This is a genomic window from Niallia sp. M35, assembly GCF_050971705.1.
Taxonomy (GTDB): Bacteria; Bacillota; Bacilli; order Bacillales; family Cytobacillaceae; genus Niallia; species Niallia circulans_A.
In genome coordinates this window covers 39,173-57,442 of sequence record NZ_JBPCEP010000024.1, presented here as the reverse complement: position 1 = coordinate 57,442, position 18,270 = coordinate 39,173, and the positions used below count along the sequence as shown (strand labels likewise).

Below are 18,270 nucleotides of genomic sequence, written 5' to 3'. Positions count from 1 at the left end.
CAAGCATCTATTCATTAGATGCTTGTTTTTTATTTATATCTAAGCTTGCCGTCTTTCCTGAAGAGTTCGTGCTTTTCTCATTTGATGAACAAAAAATAGATATTTGGGATCATTTGTTTTCGTATTAACAATCTCTCTTTCGCAATCCATACATATAAAGGATTCGAATAGATGAATACCTTCTAATTTATGTTCTTCACATATGAGACAGGCTTCTGCTCTACTTGATTGATATTTCCCCATTTCTCCACCTCCATAGACATTATTCTATCCATTTTAGTAATCACTCATACCTTTATTCTTAAAAACTACCAAACTAAAATACTACAAAATAGGAAAGACTAAAGGGGGATTGATAATATAGCCCAATATGGGTGGATAAGGGATTTATATTATCTGAAATACTTAGATAAGAAAATGGAAAGAAGGAAACGTAAATTACTTCCTATGAAGAAAAAGTGATAAAATAAATAGAGTGAAAAAAGAAAAGAGGAATACTATTGCAAGAAAACACACCGTTATATTCTAAACTGTTGCAATTCCAGTCGAAAAATAATATTTCTTTTCATGTACCTGGTCATAAGAATGGGGAATTAATTTCTTCGGAAGAGGAGTGGAAAGGACCCTTATGGAATTTTGATGTGACAGAGCTCAATGGCTTAGATGATTTACATGCACCAACAGGTGTTATTGCAGATGCAGAAAAATTACTAACAGATTTTTATGGAGTTAAGAAAAGTTATTTTCTTGTAAATGGAAGTACTGTTGGGAATTTAGCAATGATATTAGCGGCCTTAACAGAGGGTGACAAAGTATTTGTACAAAGGAATAGCCATAAATCAATTATGAATGGAATAAAGTTAGCAAAGGCAGAGCCTATTTTACTTAGCCCTGATTATGAGGAAGATTGGAAAGTCGATACTGTCCTTTCAAAAAAAACAATTGAACAGGCAATTGCACGATTCCCAGAAGTCAAAAAGCTTATTTTAACTTCTCCTAATTATTATGGAATGGTTGGAAATTTACAGGAGATTATTGGCTTAGCCCATGCTAATGGCATTTGTGTATTAGTAGATGAAGCGCATGGAGCACATTTTAAAGGAAACCCACATTTTCCACCTTCAGCAGTTGAGTTAGGTGCAGATATAGTTGTTCAATCAGCACATAAGACGCTTCCTGCATTAACAATGGGTGCTTATTTACATTATAATACAGCATTCGTTCAACAAGAGGATGTTAAACATTACTTAGACATTTTACAGTCCAGCAGTCCATCTTATCTTATTATGGCCTCTCTAGATAAGGCTAGGCATTATATAGCAAACTATAGCATGGAGGATTGGGAATACCTACATACGATGCTTACACTTTTTCGGGAACAACTTCATACAATACCCCAGCTAAATGTACTAAATTATCCTTATGATGGAGATCCTTTAAAAATTACTATTCAATCAACAGAAAATAGAAGCGGATTCGAATTACAAAAAGAATTAGAAAAAGAGGGCATTTATACGGAGTTAGCTGATTCAAATAATATATTATTTGTCTTTCCATTGTTAAAGAAAGGAATCTCTTACCCATTAGAAAAGGTTATTTATAAAATAAAAAGGGCACTTCTTAAACATACACATGCTTATTCTTCACAGAGTGAGACAGTTGAATCTATAAAAAAGCGTCAGGATATAGTAGAATTAAAACTTAGTGAAAAAGAACAAGCAATACGAAGTAAGGTAGAAGTTTCATTAAGTGAAGCTTTACATGCAGTTTGTGCAGAAACAATTATTCCATATCCTCCAGGAATTCCTATTTTAATGCCTGGAGAGGAGATAACGAACTATCATATTAAACAAATAACGAACTTATTAAAGGATGGAGCAAGATTTCAAGGAAGTCCATCTATTTATAAAAATAGAATTACAATTTTTAAGAAATGACAACTTAGGAGGACAATAAGGTGACAAAAGGGCTCTTTATTACATTAGAAGGACCAGAAGGAGCGGGAAAGACAACCGTTATCGATATGTTGTTAAATTATTATCAAGAAAAAGAACTACAGATTATAAAGACTAGGGAACCAGGTGGAATTCCTATTTCAGAAAAAATTAGAAATATTATATTAGATCCTAAGCATATTGAAATGGATGCTCGGACAGAAGCGTTACTATATGCAGCTGCTAGAAGACAGCATTTAGTAGAGAAGGTCGTTCCAGCTTTAAACGGCGGAGCAATTGTATTATGTGATCGCTTTATTGATAGTTCATTGGCATATCAAGGGTATGCAAGAGGAATTGATATGGATGAAATTTGGAAAATTAATCAATTTGCAATTGGAGATATCATGCCTGAACTAACCATTTATTTTGATTTAGATCCAAGGGTTGGTTTAGCAAGAATTAATAATACGAGTGATAGAGAAATTAACCGTTTGGATTTAGAAACGATTGAATTCCATGAAAGAGTACAAGAAGGCTATTCTAAGGTAATAGAGAAATTTCCAGAGAGAATAATAAAAGTAGATGCATCGAAACCACTAGAACAGGTTTTGGAGGATACAGTGGATATTATTAATCGTTTTTTAAAGTAGAAGTGCGTTGCTAATTATATATTAGGGTATTATGCATATAGTGATAACAAACAAAAAATAGATAGGCTTTCAAAGAATTATTTTCCTTTCAGCTGTTTGTTTTTATATTTATTGCTATAATAGGAACAAGTTATAAAATCATTCGGAAACTATAATAAGGGGCGGGATAAAATGAAATTAATTCTAACAGTCATTCAAGATAAAGATAGTAACAAATTACTTAATGCACTAGTTGAAAATAATTTTAGAGCAACAAAGCTTGCGAGTACTGGCGGATTCTTGAAATCTGGAAATACCACCTTTATGATAGGAACGGAAGATATACGTGTGGAAAAAGCACTGCAAATCATTAAAGAAAATTGTCAATCAAGAGACCAATTAGTAGCACCTGTATCGCCAATGGGAGGAAATGCAGATTCTTATGTCCCTTATCCAGTAGAAGTGGAAGTTGGTGGAGCAACAGTCTTTGTATTACCTGTAGAGCAATTTAAACAATTTTAAGCTGTACATCGGTTAACTTCTGTTACCGATGTACTTTCATGGTTAAATGATAAAAGTTAAAAGTGAGAGCAGATCTTTTTGCTAACAAGTAGTAGATCGTTCTTCAGGAGGAAGAATATGAAGATTAATAAAGACATTCGAATCAATCTGGAAGGGAATAGATTAGAAACAAAAGGTAGTCTAGGGACTCTAAATTTCAGGGATATGTCCAACAACAAAATGAGAAATTAAAGGTCGATCAGCTTCAAAATTGATGAAGAACATCGATGATATTGGCAATAGGTTAGGGCGATCCCAAAATTTAAAAGACTTAACAAAATATAAATCTCTTGTTAAACAGTTTGTAAAAGAAGCTGTTGAATTAGGGATGAAAGTAAAAAAAGACAACTCGTGGGATCAGTTTGGCCAAGGGAGAGACTTGCGTGTTGTACAGGTAATTGATGATAAGTTAGTAGAATTAACAGAAGAAGTAATTGCGACTGAGAAAAAATGGCATAAATATCTTAGATAAAATTGGTGAAATTAAAGGTTTACTAATTAATATATATACGTAAATGGAGTGATTGTCTTGACAAGGACGTGGGAACAGCTTGAACAGACACAACCCATTGTTTTAAAAATGCTAAAAAACAGCTTGAAAAAAGAGAGATTAGCTCATGCATATCTTTTTGAAGGAATGAAGGGAACTGGTAAACGGGAAATAAGTCTAGTTCTCACTAAGAGCATTTTATGTGAAAATACTATAGATGGATATGTTCCATGTGAAACATGTTCAAATTGCAAGCGGATAAATAATGGTAACCATCCTGATGTGCATTTACTTGAGCCAGATGGATTATCCATAAAGAAGCATCAAATACAAAGCCTACAAGAAGAGTTTTCCAAGACTGGAGTAGAGTCAAAGCAAAAGGTGTATATTCTTGTTCATGCAGATAAAATGACTACAAATGCGGCTAATAGTTTACTGAAATTTTTAGAGGAACCAAATGCAGAAACAACGGCCATTCTAATAACAGAACAAATTCAGCAAATATTGCCGACTATTTTGTCTCGGTGTCAGGTCCTTTCCTTTACACCATTATCCCCAAATGAAATGGCTAAAGAACTAGTAAGAAATGGCATAAAATCAAATGAAGCCCCTTTACTTGCGCAAATTACCAATAATTTTGAAGAGGCATTGACACTTAGTACGGATGAATGGTTTGTACAAGCGCAAAAAATAGTGGTAAAATTATATGAGGCTCTCAAAGGAGCTCCTTTAGAAGCATTAGTAGCTCTTCAAAGGGACTGGTTTTCTCATTTTAAAGAAAAGGATCAGTTTGATAGAGGACTCGATTTATTATTGCTGCTTTATAAAGATTTATTATATATACAGCTTGGCAAGCACGATCAGATTGTATACGTTAGCGAAAAGGGACGATTAGAGACTTATGCTTTAAGAACTTCTAACAGGCGCTTAACGGAACAAATGACAGCTATTTTTGAAGCAAAGCGAAAGCTGCAGGGGAATATGAATCCACAGTTATTGATGGAGCAGCTGGTGCTAGAGCTGCAGGAGGGATCTTCAGTTGTATGATGTTGTAGGAATCCGCTTTAAAAAAGCTGGAAAAATATATTATTTTGATCCAAATGAATTAATCATTCAAAAGGGAGACTTCGTCATCGTCGAAACTGTTCGAGGTGTAGAATTCGGGAGAGTAGTTATTGGACCGAAAAAAGTAGATGAAAACGATGTTGTTTTACCCTTGAAAAAAGTATTAAGAATTGCGGATCATAAAGATCAAATGATTGTAGCCGAAAACAAGGTTGCAGCAAAAGAGGCTTATGATGTTTGTTGTGAGAAAGTTACGCTACATGAATTAGATATGAAATTAGTGGATGTAGAATATACATTTGACCGTAATAAAATTATTTTTTATTTTACCGCTGATGGTCGAGTAGACTTTAGGGAATTGGTAAAAGATTTAGCTTCCATTTTTCGAACAAGAATTGAACTTCGTCAGATTGGTGTAAGAGATGAAGCTAAAATGCTAGGTGGAATTGGTCCTTGTGGAAGAATGTTATGCTGTTCGACATTCTTAGGGGATTTCGAACCAGTATCTATTAAGATGGCAAAAGACCAAAACCTTTCCTTAAACCCAACGAAAATTTCCGGATTATGCGGACGATTAATGTGTTGTTTAAAATATGAGAATGACGATTATGAAGCTGCCAAGGAACTTTTACCAGACTTAGGTGATTGGATTAATACACCGGATGGAAAGGGAAAAGTTGTTGGTTTAAATATTTTAGAACGTGTACTCCAAGTGGAAATTTCTGAACAAGAACGAGTGCTTGAATATACATTAGATGAGATACTGCAAGAGGATGCTGTTTCAGTTCAATCCACAGATTAATGAGGTGGAAGAGTGGATAAAAAAGAAGTTTTTGAATCAGTAATAAATATGGAAAGTCAAATTGGTAATTTGTATAAGCAATTAGGTGATCTTAAACAGCATGTAGCTGAGCTTATTGAAGAGAATAATAGGCTGCAGCTAGAAAATGAAAATCTAAGAAGGCACTTAGAGGATATACCAAGAGAAAAAGATTCGAAACAGGATAAAAATAAAAGAAGGAACATAAAACAAGGTAAGACGATGGAGGAAAAAAATATTGATATAGGGGAAGGGTATGACAACCTAGCAAGACTATATCAAGAAGGTTTTCATATTTGTAATCTTCATTTTGGAAGTCCTCGAAAAGATGGAGATTGTCTTTTTTGTTTATCGTTTCTTAATAAAAAATAAGGATGTCTCAAAGAAATTATTGCCCGAGTATGTAAGCAATACAATCAATGTATTGTCAGGGGATGACTCTTCTTCTTGAGACATCTCTTTTTCTATGCAGGAATAGGAAAGATGGAGGTAAAAAAAGAGTGGTTCCATTAATTGGAGATGAAAGATTAGATTATTTGCTGGATGAACGATTAAGAATTATTCAAAGTCCATCTGTTTTTTCTTTCTCATTAGATGCAGTATTATTAGCGGATTTTGTCTCTATTCCTTTGAAGAGGGGGGCAATTGTTGATTTATGTAGTGGGAATGGAGTAATTCCACTCTTTTTGTCACTTCGAACAGAGGGAGATATTGTAGGAGTAGAAATACAAGAAAGATTATATGATATGGCAAATAGAAGCATTCAGTATAATCATTTAGAACAAAAAATAAAAATGATTCATGGTGATATTAAGGATGCTCCTAGTTTACTTGGGTATGAGAAGTATGACGCAGTGACGTGTAATCCTCCCTACTTTAAGAAGACGAACTCAATGGCAGAGATTAATGGTAATGAGCATCTTGCTATAGCTAGGCATGAGATTCTCTGTACACTTGAGGATACAATTAGTATATCTAGTCAATTGGTTAAACAAGGTGGAAAAGTAGCTTTTGTTCATCGACCTGGCAGGCTATTAGATATCATTACATTAATGAGGGAGAATCGATTGGAACCAAAGCGAATCCGATTTGTCTATCCAAAAGAAGGTAAAGAAGCGAATATTTTATTAGTTGAAGCAATAAAAGATGGGAAACCAGATTTAAAAGTTCTCCCTCCGTTATTTGTTTATAAAGATGGCAACAATTATACAGAGGAAATGAGCAGAATACTGTATGGAAAATAAGAATCATTATTTTTATGTATTAAAGTGTAAGGATGGCAGCTATTATGCTGGTTATACAAATGATCTTCAAAAGCGAGTAAAAACGCATAATGATGGCAAAGGGGCAAAGTATACAAGAGGGCGTTTACCGGTATCTGTTATTTACTATGAGGAATTTCAGACAAAACAAGAGGCCATGAAAGCAGAGTATGCTTTTAAACAGTTAGATAGAAAGAAGAAGGAAAAGTTTTTATGGAAGGAAGTAGGTGAAGGAAATGAAACAACAAAAAAGCTTTAAAGAAAAAAGGGGAGCGCTGTATTTAGTCCCTACTCCTATCGGGAATTTAGAAGATATGAGTTTTCGAGCAATTAGAATTTTGAAAGAGGCAGATATTATTGCTGCAGAGGATACGCGTAATACAAAAAAACTATGTAATTATTTTGAAATTGCAACTCCAGTAGTCAGCTATCATGAACATAATAAAGAGACTAGTGGTCAAAAGCTAATACAAGCTTTGAAAGAGGATAAAATAATCGCATTAGTAAGCGATGCAGGAATGCCAACCATTGCAGATCCAGGATATGAGCTAGCTATAGATGCTATTAATCAAGAAATCCCAGTTATTCCTCTTCCTGGAGCAAATGCAGCATTAACAGCTCTGATTGCTTCGGGACTTCCGACACATCCTTTCTACTTTTATGGTTTCCTTAATCGTCAAAAGAAGGAGAAGAAGAAGGAGTTGCTTTTCCTAAAGAGTGTTCCAGGTACGTTGCTCTTATATGAATCCCCGCATCGTTTAAAAGAAACATTGGTTTTAATAAGGGAAATTCTCGGTAATAGAAAGATCACATTATGTAGAGAGTTGACAAAGTTATATGAGGAATTTATTCGTGGAACTCTAGAGGAGGCAATTGCTTGGTCTCAGTCAGAAGAAATAAGAGGAGAGTTCTGTTTAGTTATCGAACAAGGAGAATTACAAACGGAAGACAATAATTGGTGGGAAGACTTATCTATTGTTCAACATGTAGATCACTATGTGGAAAAAGAGGGAATTACGGTAAAAGAAGCAATTAAAAAGACTGCATTAGATAGAGAAATGCAAAAAAGAGACATTTATCAAGAATACCATATTCAATAAGAAAAAGGGCTGCTGCCTTAAATCGGAACATCAAAAATATGATGGTGTTCCCCTTTAAGGCGGCAGTCCTTTAGTTTATAAAAAAGAACGAATAAGCTTTTCTTATTTATTCATTCAAGAAACTATGAATAAATAAAGAGTGATGTACTTACACATTTCTAACTTTATTCTTATTTTGCAAGTTCAAAATTGCTTTTAATTTCCGCGATTAATTGCTCTGCACCTTCACGGCTAAGAATTAATTTACCACCAGCTAAAGATAGATTATCATCTGATACTTCTCCAGTAACTTGGCAAGTCATGTTTGGTTTATATTTTTTTAAGATGATTTTTTCATCATCTACATAAATTTCTAGAGCATCCTTTTCCGCAATTCCTAATGTACGTCTTAATTCGATTGGAATTACCACACGACCTAATTCATCAACTTTACGAACAATACCTGTAGATTTCATTTTCTTTTCTCCTCCCAAAAGTAAGTATTTATATTTTTTTCGCTAATTTTCGACAAATTTCTTTGTATGTTTATTATAATACCAGCCATTCCCATAAACGTCAATTATTTATTTTGAAATAAATGTATTTTAAAAAACCTTATTAAAGTAGGCTTTTCTGGAGTATGAAATGATAAATAAACATAGGATGGGATAAATTGGTATAGTATTTTCGTTCTATTTTTGTTATTTTTTCGACAAAAAACAACATTTTTATTTGTCATTTTTTCTTCCAAAACATCGCTGTTGCATTACTAATTATTTTTAGGTATATTTTGATGGGATAAAAGGAAAAATGGCAATAATTATGCGGTTTATAAATGTTCTTATACTTTTTTGTTTCGATAAAAAAGAAGAATGGTTACAATAGTAATAGCAGTTATTTTACTAAAGGTACATATTATATACATATACATAGGAGGAAACTAAGTGAAGGATCAAGAAAAAACTTTTTATATTACTACGCCAATCTATTATCCAAGTGGCAATTTACATATTGGGCATGCCTACACAACAGTTGCTGGAGATGCAATGGCTCGTTATAAAAGAATGAGAGGATATGAAGTTCGTTACTTAACTGGAACGGATGAACATGGGCAAAAAATTCAGCGCAAAGCAGAAGAAGCAGGAATTACACCTATTCAGTATGTAGATGAAATTGTGGCAGGAATAAAGGAATTATGGGATAAGCTTGATATTTCCTATGATGATTTTATCCGTACAACAGAAAAACGACATACGGATGTTGTCGAAAAAATGTTTAAGAAATTAGTGGATCAAGGAGATATTTATTTAGATGAATATCAAGGATGGTATTCTGTTTCTGATGAAACGTATTATACAGAACTACAGTTAGTTGATCCTATATATGATGAACATGGCAAAGTAATTGGAGGGAAAAGCCCCGACAGTGGTCATGCCGTTGAACTAGTAAAAGAGGAATCATATTTCTTTAGAATGGGGAAATATGCAGATCGCTTGTTAGCATTTTACGAGGAAAATCCAGAATTTATCCAACCAGAATCTCGCAAGAACGAGATGATTAATAACTTTATCAAACCAGGATTGGAAGATTTAGCAGTCTCAAGAACGACTTTTGATTGGGGAATTAAAGTGCCAGGGGATCCGAAGCATGTTGTGTATGTATGGATCGATGCCCTTTCCAATTATATTACTGCGCTAGGGTATGGCTCTGACGATGAAACATTATATAAAAAGTTCTGGCCAGCAAATGTACATTTAGTTGGGAAAGAAATTGTTCGTTTTCACACGATATATTGGCCAATCATGCTTATGGCATTAGATCTACCATTGCCTAAGAAAGTCTTTGCACATGGCTGGATTCTAATGAAAGATGGTAAAATGTCTAAATCAAAAGGAAATGTGGTTAATCCAGTGACGTTAATTGATCGTTATGGATTAGATGCTCTTCGTTATTATTTATTAAGAGAAGTACCATTTGGTTCTGATGGTGTGTTTACTCCAGAAGCGTTTGTAGAGAGAGTGAACTTTGATTTAGCGAATGACTTAGGGAACTTATTAAATCGTACAGTGGCGATGATTAATAAGTACTTTAATGGTGAAATTCCTACCTATAAAAATTCAGAGGGAACTTTTGAAAAGTCACTTGTGGAAGCACATCAAGAAACGGTTAAGAAATATGCGGAGCATATGGAAAATATGGAGTTCTCCGTTGTACTAACAACGTTATGGCAATTAGTCAGCAGAAATAATAAATATATCGATGAAACACAGCCATGGGTATTAGCGAAAGAGGAAAAGACAGAAGAATTAGCAGTTGTGATGAATCACTTAGCAGAATCTTTAAGAAGAATCGCAATTATGTTAAAACCATTCTTAACAAGAACACCTGATAAAATTTTTAAACAGTTGAACATACAAGATGAATCCTTACAGACATGGGACAGCTTGGAACGTTTTGGCATAATCCCTGCGGGTACTATAGTAGAGAAGGGAGATCCTATTTTCCCTAGATTAGATATCCAAGAAGAAGTGGAATTTATTAAGAGCGAAATGAAGGGACCTCAAAAGGAAGAAGAAACGAAACAAGAGGTTCAAGAAGTTCCGGACGTAGAGGAAATCACAATAGATGACTTTATGAAGGTAGATTTACGTGTAGCACAAGTGCTGGAAGCTGAACCTGTGAAAAAAGCAGACAAGTTATTGAAGTTACAATTGGATCTTGGTTATGAGAAAAGACAAGTAGTTTCTGGAATTGCTAAATATTATTCTCCTGAAGACTTGGTAGGACGAAAGGTTATTTGTGTAACAAATTTAAAACCAGTTAAATTAAGAGGCGAACTTTCTCAAGGAATGATTTTAGCTGGAAGTCATGACGGCGAATTGTCTCTTGCGACAATCGCAGAGGCTTTACCACTTGGAGCAAAAGTAAAATAAAATGATAGGAAAAACATGGAGATGTTTTAATTGGGGAAATCGCCAAGATCTTTAATGGGAATGGGCGAGAAAACTCCATATTTTAATCATCTCTATGTTTTTTCTTCTTTCATTAAGACTGTGGTGGCAAGGATAGAACGGTCTGAGAAAATAAAGTGTAAATATATTTAACAGATGATGGAGGGATGTTTATCATGTTATTTGATACACATACACATATTAATGCAAATGAGTTTCAAGATGATATAGAAGAAGTGATACAACGAGCACTCGATGTAGGAATGGAAAAAATGGTAGTGGTTGGGTTTGATAGACCTACTATTACAAAGGCGATGGAGCTTATTGACCAGTATGATTTTGTTTACGCAAGCATAGGGTGGCATCCTGTAGATGCTATCGATATGGTAGATGAAGATTTGGTTTGGATTGAAGAATTGGCAAAGCATCCAAAAGTCATTGCAATAGGAGAAATGGGACTAGATTATCATTGGGATAAATCGCCAAAGGATATTCAAAAAGAAGTGTTTAGAAAGCAAATTCAATTAGCAAAAAAAGTAAAACTTCCGATAATTATTCATAATCGTGAAGCGACTGCTGATATTGTTGAAATCTTAAAAGAAGAGGATGCAAAAGAGGTAGGCGGGATTATGCATTGTTATGGAGGAAGTGTAGAAACTGCGCTTGAATGTATAAATATGAATTTTTATATTTCGCTTGGTGGAACGGTTACTTTTAAAAATGCACGAAAGCCAAAGGAAGTTGCAGAAGCCATTTCGTTAGATCATTTATTAATCGAAACGGACTGCCCATATTTAGCACCGACCCCTTTTAGAGGAAAACGCAATGAACCTAGTTATGTAAAACTAGTAGCAGAAGAGATTGCTGCTATAAAAGGGATTTCCTACGAAGAGGTGGCGTCAAAAACAACAGAAAACGCAAAAAAATTATTCGGCATAAACTGATAAAGATTTTTGTCGAATGAAGAAAGAGCTTGTCCGAACTTCCTCTTATTTTTAATCGTTCTACATTGCTTCCTTTTCTCATAGACTAATTATGTCGAGATTTCTTTCTTTCCTTTCGCTTGTTTTTTTTGCATAATAGGATATACGTTCAAAGATTCTAAAGGGTTGACAGCGGACATGATACTCTATATAATCACTCCGAGAGAAAAGGAGGCGTTTTTCATCGTAATCAAAAACATGAAAAACCTGTTTTCAAAATCTTTGAGCAAGAAGAAAGTGTCTATCTTTTTAGCTAGTTTCATCGTTTTTGCGAGTAGTATTGGATTTATAATTTATGAAACTACTAAAAGTACTGTGGCACTAACGCTAAATGGTAAAGAACAAATCATCGAGACGCACTCATCTACTATACAACAAATATTTGATGATTTAGATATTACCGTCGGTTCAAAAGATTATGTGTTTCCCTCGTTAAACACAAAGGTGACAGATAACCTAGAAGTTGTCTGGAAAAAAGCTAAACAGGTTGAATTGCAAAAAGACGACGAGAAGAAAACGGTTTGGACAACAGTAGATACTGTTAAGGAGTTTTTAGAAGAACAAAAAATTTCTTTGAACGAGCACGACCAGATCAATCAGAAAGAAAATAACCCTATAGAACATAAAATGGACGTTGTCGTACATACAGCATTTCCAGTAACGCTAGTAGACGCAGGAAAGAAAAAGCAAGTATGGTCCACTTCGACTACGGTCGCTGACTTTTTAACACAACAGGAGATCTCACTTGATAAATTAGACCGAGTTGAACCAGCTCTAAAGGAAAAAGTGAAAGAAGAAGCTATTGTTAATATAACAAGAATAGAAAAGGTCACCGATGTAGTGGAACAACCGATTAATTTTGCCGTAATCACCCAAAAGGACGATGATCTTCCACACGGAACAGAAAAAGTACTTAAAGAGGGAACTGAAGGAGTGGTCTCTAAAAAGTATGAAGTGACGAAGGAAAATGGCAAAGAGATTTCCCGAAAATTGCTAAGTGAAACAACAGTAAAAGAAAAGCAGGATAAAATTGTCTCTGTTGGAACAAAAGACGAAGTCATTCAACTTGCATCCCGTGGTGAAGAACGTGGGCAAGAAGTGTTCGTCAATTCAACAGCATATACTGCTAGCTGTAATGGATGTTCTGGCCGAACGGCTACTGGAATTGATCTGAAAGCTAATCCTAATGCAAAAGTAATTGCTGTCGACCCAAGTTTTATCCCATTAGGAACAAAAGTTTATGTGGAAGGCTATGGCTACGCTGTTGCTGCCGATACTGGCGGAAGTGTAAAAGGGCAGAAAATTGATGTTTTCTTTTCCACAAAAGCCGAAGCTTACCGTTGGGGTAACAGGCAAGTTAAGATAAAAATAATTAATTAGGTAAAATAGAAATCTCGACAATTTATCATCCAATATCAGATGATAGAAAGTTAGCTAATTTGGCAGAGGGAGCATCTCCTCTGTCCTTTTTTATGTTTCATCACTTGTTAATTAAATTGCAATGAATCAGCCATTTGTTTAAACATAAATATTAGCTATAATGATAATAATTAAAACATTTCTTTCTCTCTGTATATATAGACGATTCATGTTACAATTATGTTTCATTTTTTTTTCAAATTTTAAATATTTTTTTGGAGGTTCCATGAAGATTAAAGAAATAATAGTAGTGGAAGGTCGAGATGATACTACCGCTATTAAGCGAGCGGTAGATGCAGATACAATTGAAACAAACGGTTCAGCTATTAATCAAGAGACATTGGATAAAATAAAGCTAGCCCAAAAAACAAGAGGAGTTATTGTTTTGACAGATCCAGACTATCCAGGTCAAAAAATTCGTCATACAATTGAAATGCATGTTCCTGAATGCAAGCATGCCTTTATTCCGAAGGAGCTTGCTATCCATAAGCATGGTAAAGGTGTTGGGGTGGAACATGCATCAGTAGAAGTAATTAGAGAAGCATTAAAAGAAGCACATCTGATGCAAGAAACAATAAAGGAAGAAATTACAAAGGAAGATTTAATTGATGCGGGCTTAATTGGCGGTGCTGATTCTAAGGAGCGAAGAGAACAGTTAGGTAAGCTGCTTAAAATTGGGTATACAAATGGAAAACAGCTCTATAAACGATTATTGATGTTTCATATTACAAAGGCAGAGTTTGCACAAGCGATTAAGGAAATACGCCAGGAGGATAAGCATGTATAAAGATATAGCAACACCCGCAAGGACAAGAGCAATACTAGATAAATATGGTTTTTCCTTTAAGAAAAGCTTAGGACAGAACTTTTTAATTGATACAAACATTTTGAGAAATATTGTGGATCATGCGCAGTTAACAGAAGATTCAGGTGCAATTGAGGTTGGCCCTGGAATTGGCGCATTAACAGAACAATTAGCAAAGCGGAGCAAAAAGGTTGTAGCGTATGAGATTGATCAACGTCTATTACCGATTTTAAAAGAGACACTTGAACCATATCCTCACGCAAAAATTATCCACCAGGATATTTTAAAGGCAAATGTTAAGGAAATGTTAGACACAGAGTTTAAAGATATCAAGGATATTATGCTTGTTGCTAATTTACCTTATTATGTTACAACGCCGATTATTATGAAGATACTAGAAGAAAAGTTACCTTTAAGAGGCATTGTGGTAATGCTACAAAAAGAAGTGGCAGAACGAATTTCAGCGAAGCCAGGAACGAAGGAATATGGTTCTCTTTCAATTGCCATTCAGTATTATACAAAACCAGAAGTGGTTATGATTGTACCAAAAACTGTTTTTGTCCCTCAACCAAATGTGGATTCAGCTGTTATTCGTCTTACGATTAGAGAAACACCGTCTGTTGTAGTGAAAAATGAAGCATTTTTCTTTCAAATAACAAGAGCCAGCTTTGCACAAAGAAGAAAAACGATTCTCAATAACTTATCGAGCCAATTAGAGGGTGGAAAAGAAAAGAAGGCAGAAATCATAGAAGCGCTGGAACAAGCGGAAATTGAGCCTTCTAGACGCGGAGAATCATTATCTATTGAAGAGTTCGCGAAGCTCAGTGACATACTTTATGAAACGTTTGGAAAATAATGATGATAAATAGGTGTACAGATTAATTGCTTTTCCTAAAAAATATCAAGGAAGAGGAAGCTTTCTGTGCACCTTTTTATATGATGTTTTATTTGGTAAAGGTTGTTGTTAGGAAAGGGGAGCAGCCGATGTTCTCATTCTTCTTTTTCGAATTGCTCACAACTTTATAGACGTATGCATAATTTATCAGAGATAGATATTGAATAATAATATCCACTCAGGAGAAACAAGTTTGGGTTAATTGGAGTGACAAGAGTGACTATAAATATCATGGATATCGTCGGTAGAGAGTCTTATCAATGTGATTTATTGTTTCGAATAATTGACATGAAAGAGGTAAATGGCCAAAAAATTGCCATTCTTTATGGAGAAGATTTTCGCTTGATTGCAGATGCTCCATATGAGGATTTAGTATTAATTAATCAACCGATGCAACGAAAAATTTCCCAAAAGGTTCAGTTAATGGAGGAACAATCTCTCCAATTATTTCGACAAGATGTGAATCTTTTGCGAAGAAAGCAGGAGTATCAAGTAACAGAAGCTTATAGCAAGCCTTCTAACTATTTTCAATTACCGGGTAAAGTACTCCATATTGATGGAGATCCCAACTATTTGAAAAAGTGTCTCACTTTATACGAAAAAATTGGGATACCCGTCAATGGAGTGCACTGCAATGAAAAAGAGATGCCAAGTAAAATAGGCAGTCTTTTGGATTACTATCGCCCTGATATACTGGTTATAACAGGTCATGATGCTTATTCTAAAGCACTAGGAGACAAAAGTGATATTAATGCATACCGACACTCTAAATACTTTGTACAGACCGTCAGAGAGGCGAGAAAGAAGCTTCCTAATCTGGATCAGTTAGTTATTTTTGCTGGTGCTTGTCAATCCCACTTTGAATCCCTTATTTATGCAGGAGCTAATTTTGCAAGTTCCCCCTCAAGAGTAAATATTCATGCCCTTGATCCAGTTTATATTGTTGCCAAGATAAGCTTTACACCTTTTATGGAAAGAGTAAACGTTTGGGATGTTTTAAGGAATACATTAACGGGTGAAAAGGGACTAGGTGGAATTGAAACAAAGGGAGTACTGCGAACAGGCATGCCATATCATGTAGATTCGGCGGAAGAGGTGTAACAAAGACAGAAGCTTTTAAATATTACACACAGGATAAGGTACGCTTTTACCCTTTAAAAAATGGGGAGCTATCTGGATTCTGTGTGTTTTTAGCTAGAAGATGCTTTATTTCCTTTGAAAGATATAAGTAGTTGAAAAAAATTGAAATTTTCTACATATTTATGCTCACTTTGTGCAAACTATATTTGTTGAAAAATTGGAGAAAAATAAGAATAAAAAATATTGACAACTTCTAAAAAAGACTGTTATAATTTATGTTTTTATTTGACTCTGTTGTGTCAGTATGATATACTTTACACAGTGAGGTGGACCGAATGGCAAAAACATTATCAGATATAAAAAAAGCTCTTGATTCAAATTTAGGAAAAAGACTTATGCTGAAGGCAAATGGCGGTCGTCGGAAGACAATTGAACGTTCAGGAGTATTAGCAGAGACTTATCCATCTGTGTTTGTAGTGGAGTTAGATCAGGATGAAAATGCATTTGAACGTGTATCATACAGCTATGCAGATGTTTTAACAGAAACGGTTCAAATTACCTTCTTCGAGGATACATCAGGACAAATTGCTTTAAGCTAACTATTATTGCTTGAAAGCATTAAGCGGCAGTGAACAATTTGTTTGCTGCTTTTTTCATGGAGAAAAATAATGATTTGCAAATAAAGATGATTGCAGATGTATAAATAAGCATATGTTTTGGCAACAAATAGATAACATGAAAAACTAGTGATGGATACATACTAAGCTTACCGTGGGTGATGAAAGGAGAGATTCACTTTGGGTAGACGAAAAGGAATTATGTCTGAAGGATTGAAGGAAGAATTAGCAAAAGAGCTTGGTTTCTATGATGTAGTCCAGAAAGAGGGCTGGGGCGGTATTCGTGCAAGAGACGCAGGGAATATGGTCAAAAGGGCAATAGAAATAGCAGAGCAAAGTCTTCTTACTCAAAATAAAGAGTAATGTGTAACTTCGAAATTCACTTTACGTCCATCTTATTTGTACGATAATCAAATTGGATTTACCCACGGCAATTTATAGAATCTATCATTAGCGTATATCTATATTATCGATTAAATAGTATAGATATAAGGAGTTAATGATAGATTCTTTTTTTATTCAAGGATGATGGGGAGTAAGAGCTCACCTCAATTGTTGATAAATTATAGGAAAACACAATCTCAATTGTATGTAAGAGAATAATTTGTGGTAAAATCACTATATCTATATAGAAGATTAGATGAGCATAAAGCTTGTTAGGCACGGAATAAGGGTAAGATAAAGTTCGTCTAGCCTACTATTATTATCTCCTTTAAGGAAAATCCTCTTTCGTTAGTTGGAGAAAAAAGTAAATGATGAAATTGTTAAGTGGGTGGAAATATTGAAGCTTTTGGTGAAAGCGCCAGCTAAAATCAATTTGTCATTAGATGTGCTTCATAAGAGACCAGATGGGTATCATGAAGTAGAAATGATTATGACGACAATTGATTTAGCAGATAGAATTGAGCTAGCATTGTTAGATAACGATGTAATAAAAATAGTTTCTCTTAATAGGTTTGTTCCTGATGACCAAAGAAATCTTGCTTATCAGGCAGCAAGTATATTAAAGGAAAAGTTTGATGTGAAAAAAGGCGTAGAAATTAAAATTGAGAAACATATTCCTGTTGCAGCAGGTCTTGCTGGAGGAAGCAGCGATGCAGCGGCAGTATTACGCGGTTTAAATAAGTTATGGGATTTAGGATTAACATTAGATGAATTAGCTGTCATTGGAGCTGAAATTGGGTCTGATGTGTCTTTTTGCGTCTATGGGGGCACTGCCCTTGCAACTGGAAGAGGGGAAATCATTAAGGAGTTGCCTGCGCCACCAGTGTGCTGGGTTATTTTAGCAAAACCATTTATTGGTGTATCAACAGCTGATATTTATAAAAGACTAGATATTGAGACAATTGAGCATCCCAATACGGAGAAAATGATTGAGTCCATTTCAGCGAAAGATTATGATCTTATGTGTAATAGCGTTGGGAATGTGTTAGAGAATGTTACTCTATCCTTATACCCAGAGGTTGCTCAAATTAAAGAACAAATTTGCAAATTTGGTGCAGATGCTGTTCTTATGAGCGGAAGTGGACCCACTGTTTTTGGATTGATTCAACATGATTCAAGGATGAATCGGGTTTACAATGGTTTGAGAGGATTTTGTGATCAAGTATTTGCGGTTCGAATGATTGGGCAACGACATACTCTTGATTAAATCCGTATAATAATGTAAAATTGTCT

At 34.8% G+C, this 18,270-nt stretch carries 21 protein-coding genes; 19 read left to right on the top strand and 2 right to left on the bottom strand.

The window, feature by feature from the left end; genetic code table 11:
* Positions 1 to 39: 39 nt before the first annotated feature.
* Positions 40 to 243: a sigma factor G inhibitor Gin gene (locus NiCM35_RS24665; protein ID WP_095333999.1), complete on the bottom strand. Its 204-nt coding sequence runs from the start codon at positions 241 to 243 to the stop codon at positions 40 to 42.
* A 257-nt stretch (positions 244 to 500) separates the two neighbouring features.
* On the opposite strand from NiCM35_RS24665, the gene NiCM35_RS24660 reads away from it, so the two are divergent.
* The 10 genes from NiCM35_RS24660 to rsmI all read left to right on the top strand — a co-directional run bounded on the left by NiCM35_RS24660 (position 501) and on the right by rsmI (position 7,864).
* Positions 501 to 1,937, top strand: a complete 1,437-nt coding sequence (locus NiCM35_RS24660) for an aminotransferase class I/II-fold pyridoxal phosphate-dependent enzyme (RefSeq protein ID WP_433780844.1) — start codon at positions 501 to 503, stop codon at positions 1,935 to 1,937.
* Between the two features lie 20 nt (positions 1,938 to 1,957).
* Positions 1,958 to 2,587, top strand: coding sequence for a dTMP kinase (gene tmk, locus NiCM35_RS24655; protein ID WP_095333995.1), 630 nt, complete (start codon positions 1,958 to 1,960; stop codon positions 2,585 to 2,587).
* Between the two features lie 171 nt (positions 2,588 to 2,758).
* Positions 2,759 to 3,088 carry a cyclic di-AMP receptor DarA gene (gene darA, locus NiCM35_RS24650; protein ID WP_016204713.1) on the top strand — a complete coding sequence of 110 codons (330 nt, stop codon included), beginning with the start codon at positions 2,759 to 2,761 and terminating at the stop codon, positions 3,086 to 3,088.
* Between the two features lie 253 nt (positions 3,089 to 3,341).
* Positions 3,342 to 3,599 carry a YaaR family protein gene (locus NiCM35_RS24645; RefSeq protein WP_123258659.1) on the top strand — a complete coding sequence of 86 codons (258 nt, stop codon included), beginning with the start codon at positions 3,342 to 3,344 and terminating at the stop codon, positions 3,597 to 3,599.
* A 57-nt stretch (positions 3,600 to 3,656) separates the two neighbouring features.
* Positions 3,657 to 4,664 carry a DNA polymerase III subunit delta' gene (holB, locus tag NiCM35_RS24640; RefSeq protein WP_171509172.1) on the top strand — a complete coding sequence of 336 codons (1,008 nt, stop codon included), beginning with the start codon at positions 3,657 to 3,659 and terminating at the stop codon, positions 4,662 to 4,664.
* Positions 4,657 to 5,484, top strand: a complete 828-nt coding sequence (locus NiCM35_RS24635; RefSeq protein WP_095333991.1) for a PSP1 domain-containing protein — start codon at positions 4,657 to 4,659, stop codon at positions 5,482 to 5,484. Before holB ends, NiCM35_RS24635 begins: the two co-directional genes overlap by 8 nt.
* 12 nt (positions 5,485 to 5,496) lie before the next feature.
* Positions 5,497 to 5,874: a DNA replication initiation control protein YabA gene (gene yabA / locus NiCM35_RS24630; protein ID WP_095333990.1), complete on the top strand. Its 378-nt coding sequence runs from the start codon at positions 5,497 to 5,499 to the stop codon at positions 5,872 to 5,874.
* A 128-nt stretch (positions 5,875 to 6,002) separates the two neighbouring features.
* The gene (locus tag NiCM35_RS24625; RefSeq protein ID WP_123258660.1) at positions 6,003 to 6,746 is read left to right on the top strand and encodes a tRNA1(Val) (adenine(37)-N6)-methyltransferase; all 744 of its coding nucleotides are present in this window, start codon (positions 6,003 to 6,005) and stop codon (positions 6,744 to 6,746) included.
* Positions 6,736 to 7,023, top strand: coding sequence for a GIY-YIG nuclease family protein (locus tag NiCM35_RS24620; protein ID WP_095333986.1), 288 nt, complete (start codon positions 6,736 to 6,738; stop codon positions 7,021 to 7,023). The genes NiCM35_RS24625 and NiCM35_RS24620 overlap by 11 nt, the downstream gene beginning before the upstream one ends.
* On the top strand, positions 7,001 to 7,864 hold the full coding sequence (gene rsmI, locus NiCM35_RS24615) for a 16S rRNA (cytidine(1402)-2'-O)-methyltransferase (RefSeq protein WP_249879543.1): 864 nt from the start codon (positions 7,001 to 7,003) through the stop codon (positions 7,862 to 7,864). Before NiCM35_RS24620 ends, rsmI begins: the two co-directional genes overlap by 23 nt.
* A gap of 170 nt (positions 7,865 to 8,034) precedes the next feature.
* On the opposite strand, the gene abrB is transcribed toward rsmI, so the two are convergent.
* Positions 8,035 to 8,319, bottom strand: a complete 285-nt coding sequence (abrB, locus tag NiCM35_RS24610; protein ID WP_047944355.1) for a transition state genes transcriptional regulator AbrB — start codon at positions 8,317 to 8,319, stop codon at positions 8,035 to 8,037.
* A gap of 468 nt (positions 8,320 to 8,787) precedes the next feature.
* Between abrB and metG the strand changes: the two genes are divergently transcribed.
* The 9 genes from metG (at position 8,788) to ispE (ending at position 18,244) form a co-directional block, all read left to right on the top strand.
* Positions 8,788 to 10,776 carry a methionine--tRNA ligase gene (gene metG, locus NiCM35_RS24605; protein WP_123258662.1) on the top strand — a complete coding sequence of 663 codons (1,989 nt, stop codon included), beginning with the start codon at positions 8,788 to 8,790 and terminating at the stop codon, positions 10,774 to 10,776.
* Between the two features lie 194 nt (positions 10,777 to 10,970).
* A complete protein-coding gene (locus NiCM35_RS24600) occupies positions 10,971 to 11,738 on the top strand; it encodes a TatD family hydrolase (RefSeq protein ID WP_433780843.1) in 768 nt (255 codons plus the stop codon).
* A gap of 237 nt (positions 11,739 to 11,975) precedes the next feature.
* Positions 11,976 to 13,157 carry a G5 and 3D domain-containing protein gene (locus NiCM35_RS24595; protein WP_164463805.1) on the top strand — a complete coding sequence of 394 codons (1,182 nt, stop codon included), beginning with the start codon at positions 11,976 to 11,978 and terminating at the stop codon, positions 13,155 to 13,157.
* Positions 13,158 to 13,422: 265 nt separating this feature from the next.
* Entirely contained in the window at positions 13,423 to 13,983 is a 561-nt protein-coding gene (gene rnmV / locus NiCM35_RS24590; RefSeq protein ID WP_095333978.1) for a ribonuclease M5, read from the top strand.
* Positions 13,976 to 14,857, top strand: coding sequence for a 16S rRNA (adenine(1518)-N(6)/adenine(1519)-N(6))-dimethyltransferase RsmA (gene rsmA, locus NiCM35_RS24585; protein WP_095333977.1), 882 nt, complete (start codon positions 13,976 to 13,978; stop codon positions 14,855 to 14,857). The genes rnmV and rsmA overlap by 8 nt, the downstream gene beginning before the upstream one ends.
* Before the next feature lie 255 nt (positions 14,858 to 15,112).
* Positions 15,113 to 15,997: a sporulation peptidase YabG gene (gene yabG / locus NiCM35_RS24580; RefSeq protein WP_095333975.1), complete on the top strand. Its 885-nt coding sequence runs from the start codon at positions 15,113 to 15,115 to the stop codon at positions 15,995 to 15,997.
* Positions 15,998 to 16,311: 314 nt separating this feature from the next.
* Positions 16,312 to 16,575: a biofilm formation stimulator Veg gene (gene veg / locus NiCM35_RS24575; protein ID WP_016204729.1), complete on the top strand. Its 264-nt coding sequence runs from the start codon at positions 16,312 to 16,314 to the stop codon at positions 16,573 to 16,575.
* A gap of 198 nt (positions 16,576 to 16,773) precedes the next feature.
* Positions 16,774 to 16,956 (top strand): small, acid-soluble spore protein, alpha/beta type, encoded by a 183-nt coding sequence (locus NiCM35_RS24570; protein WP_016204730.1) that lies wholly within the window; start codon positions 16,774 to 16,776, stop codon positions 16,954 to 16,956.
* Positions 16,957 to 17,374: 418 nt separating this feature from the next.
* Entirely contained in the window at positions 17,375 to 18,244 is an 870-nt protein-coding gene (ispE, locus tag NiCM35_RS24565; RefSeq protein WP_095334005.1) for a 4-(cytidine 5'-diphospho)-2-C-methyl-D-erythritol kinase, read from the top strand.
* Positions 18,245 to 18,270: the final 26 nt, after the last annotated feature.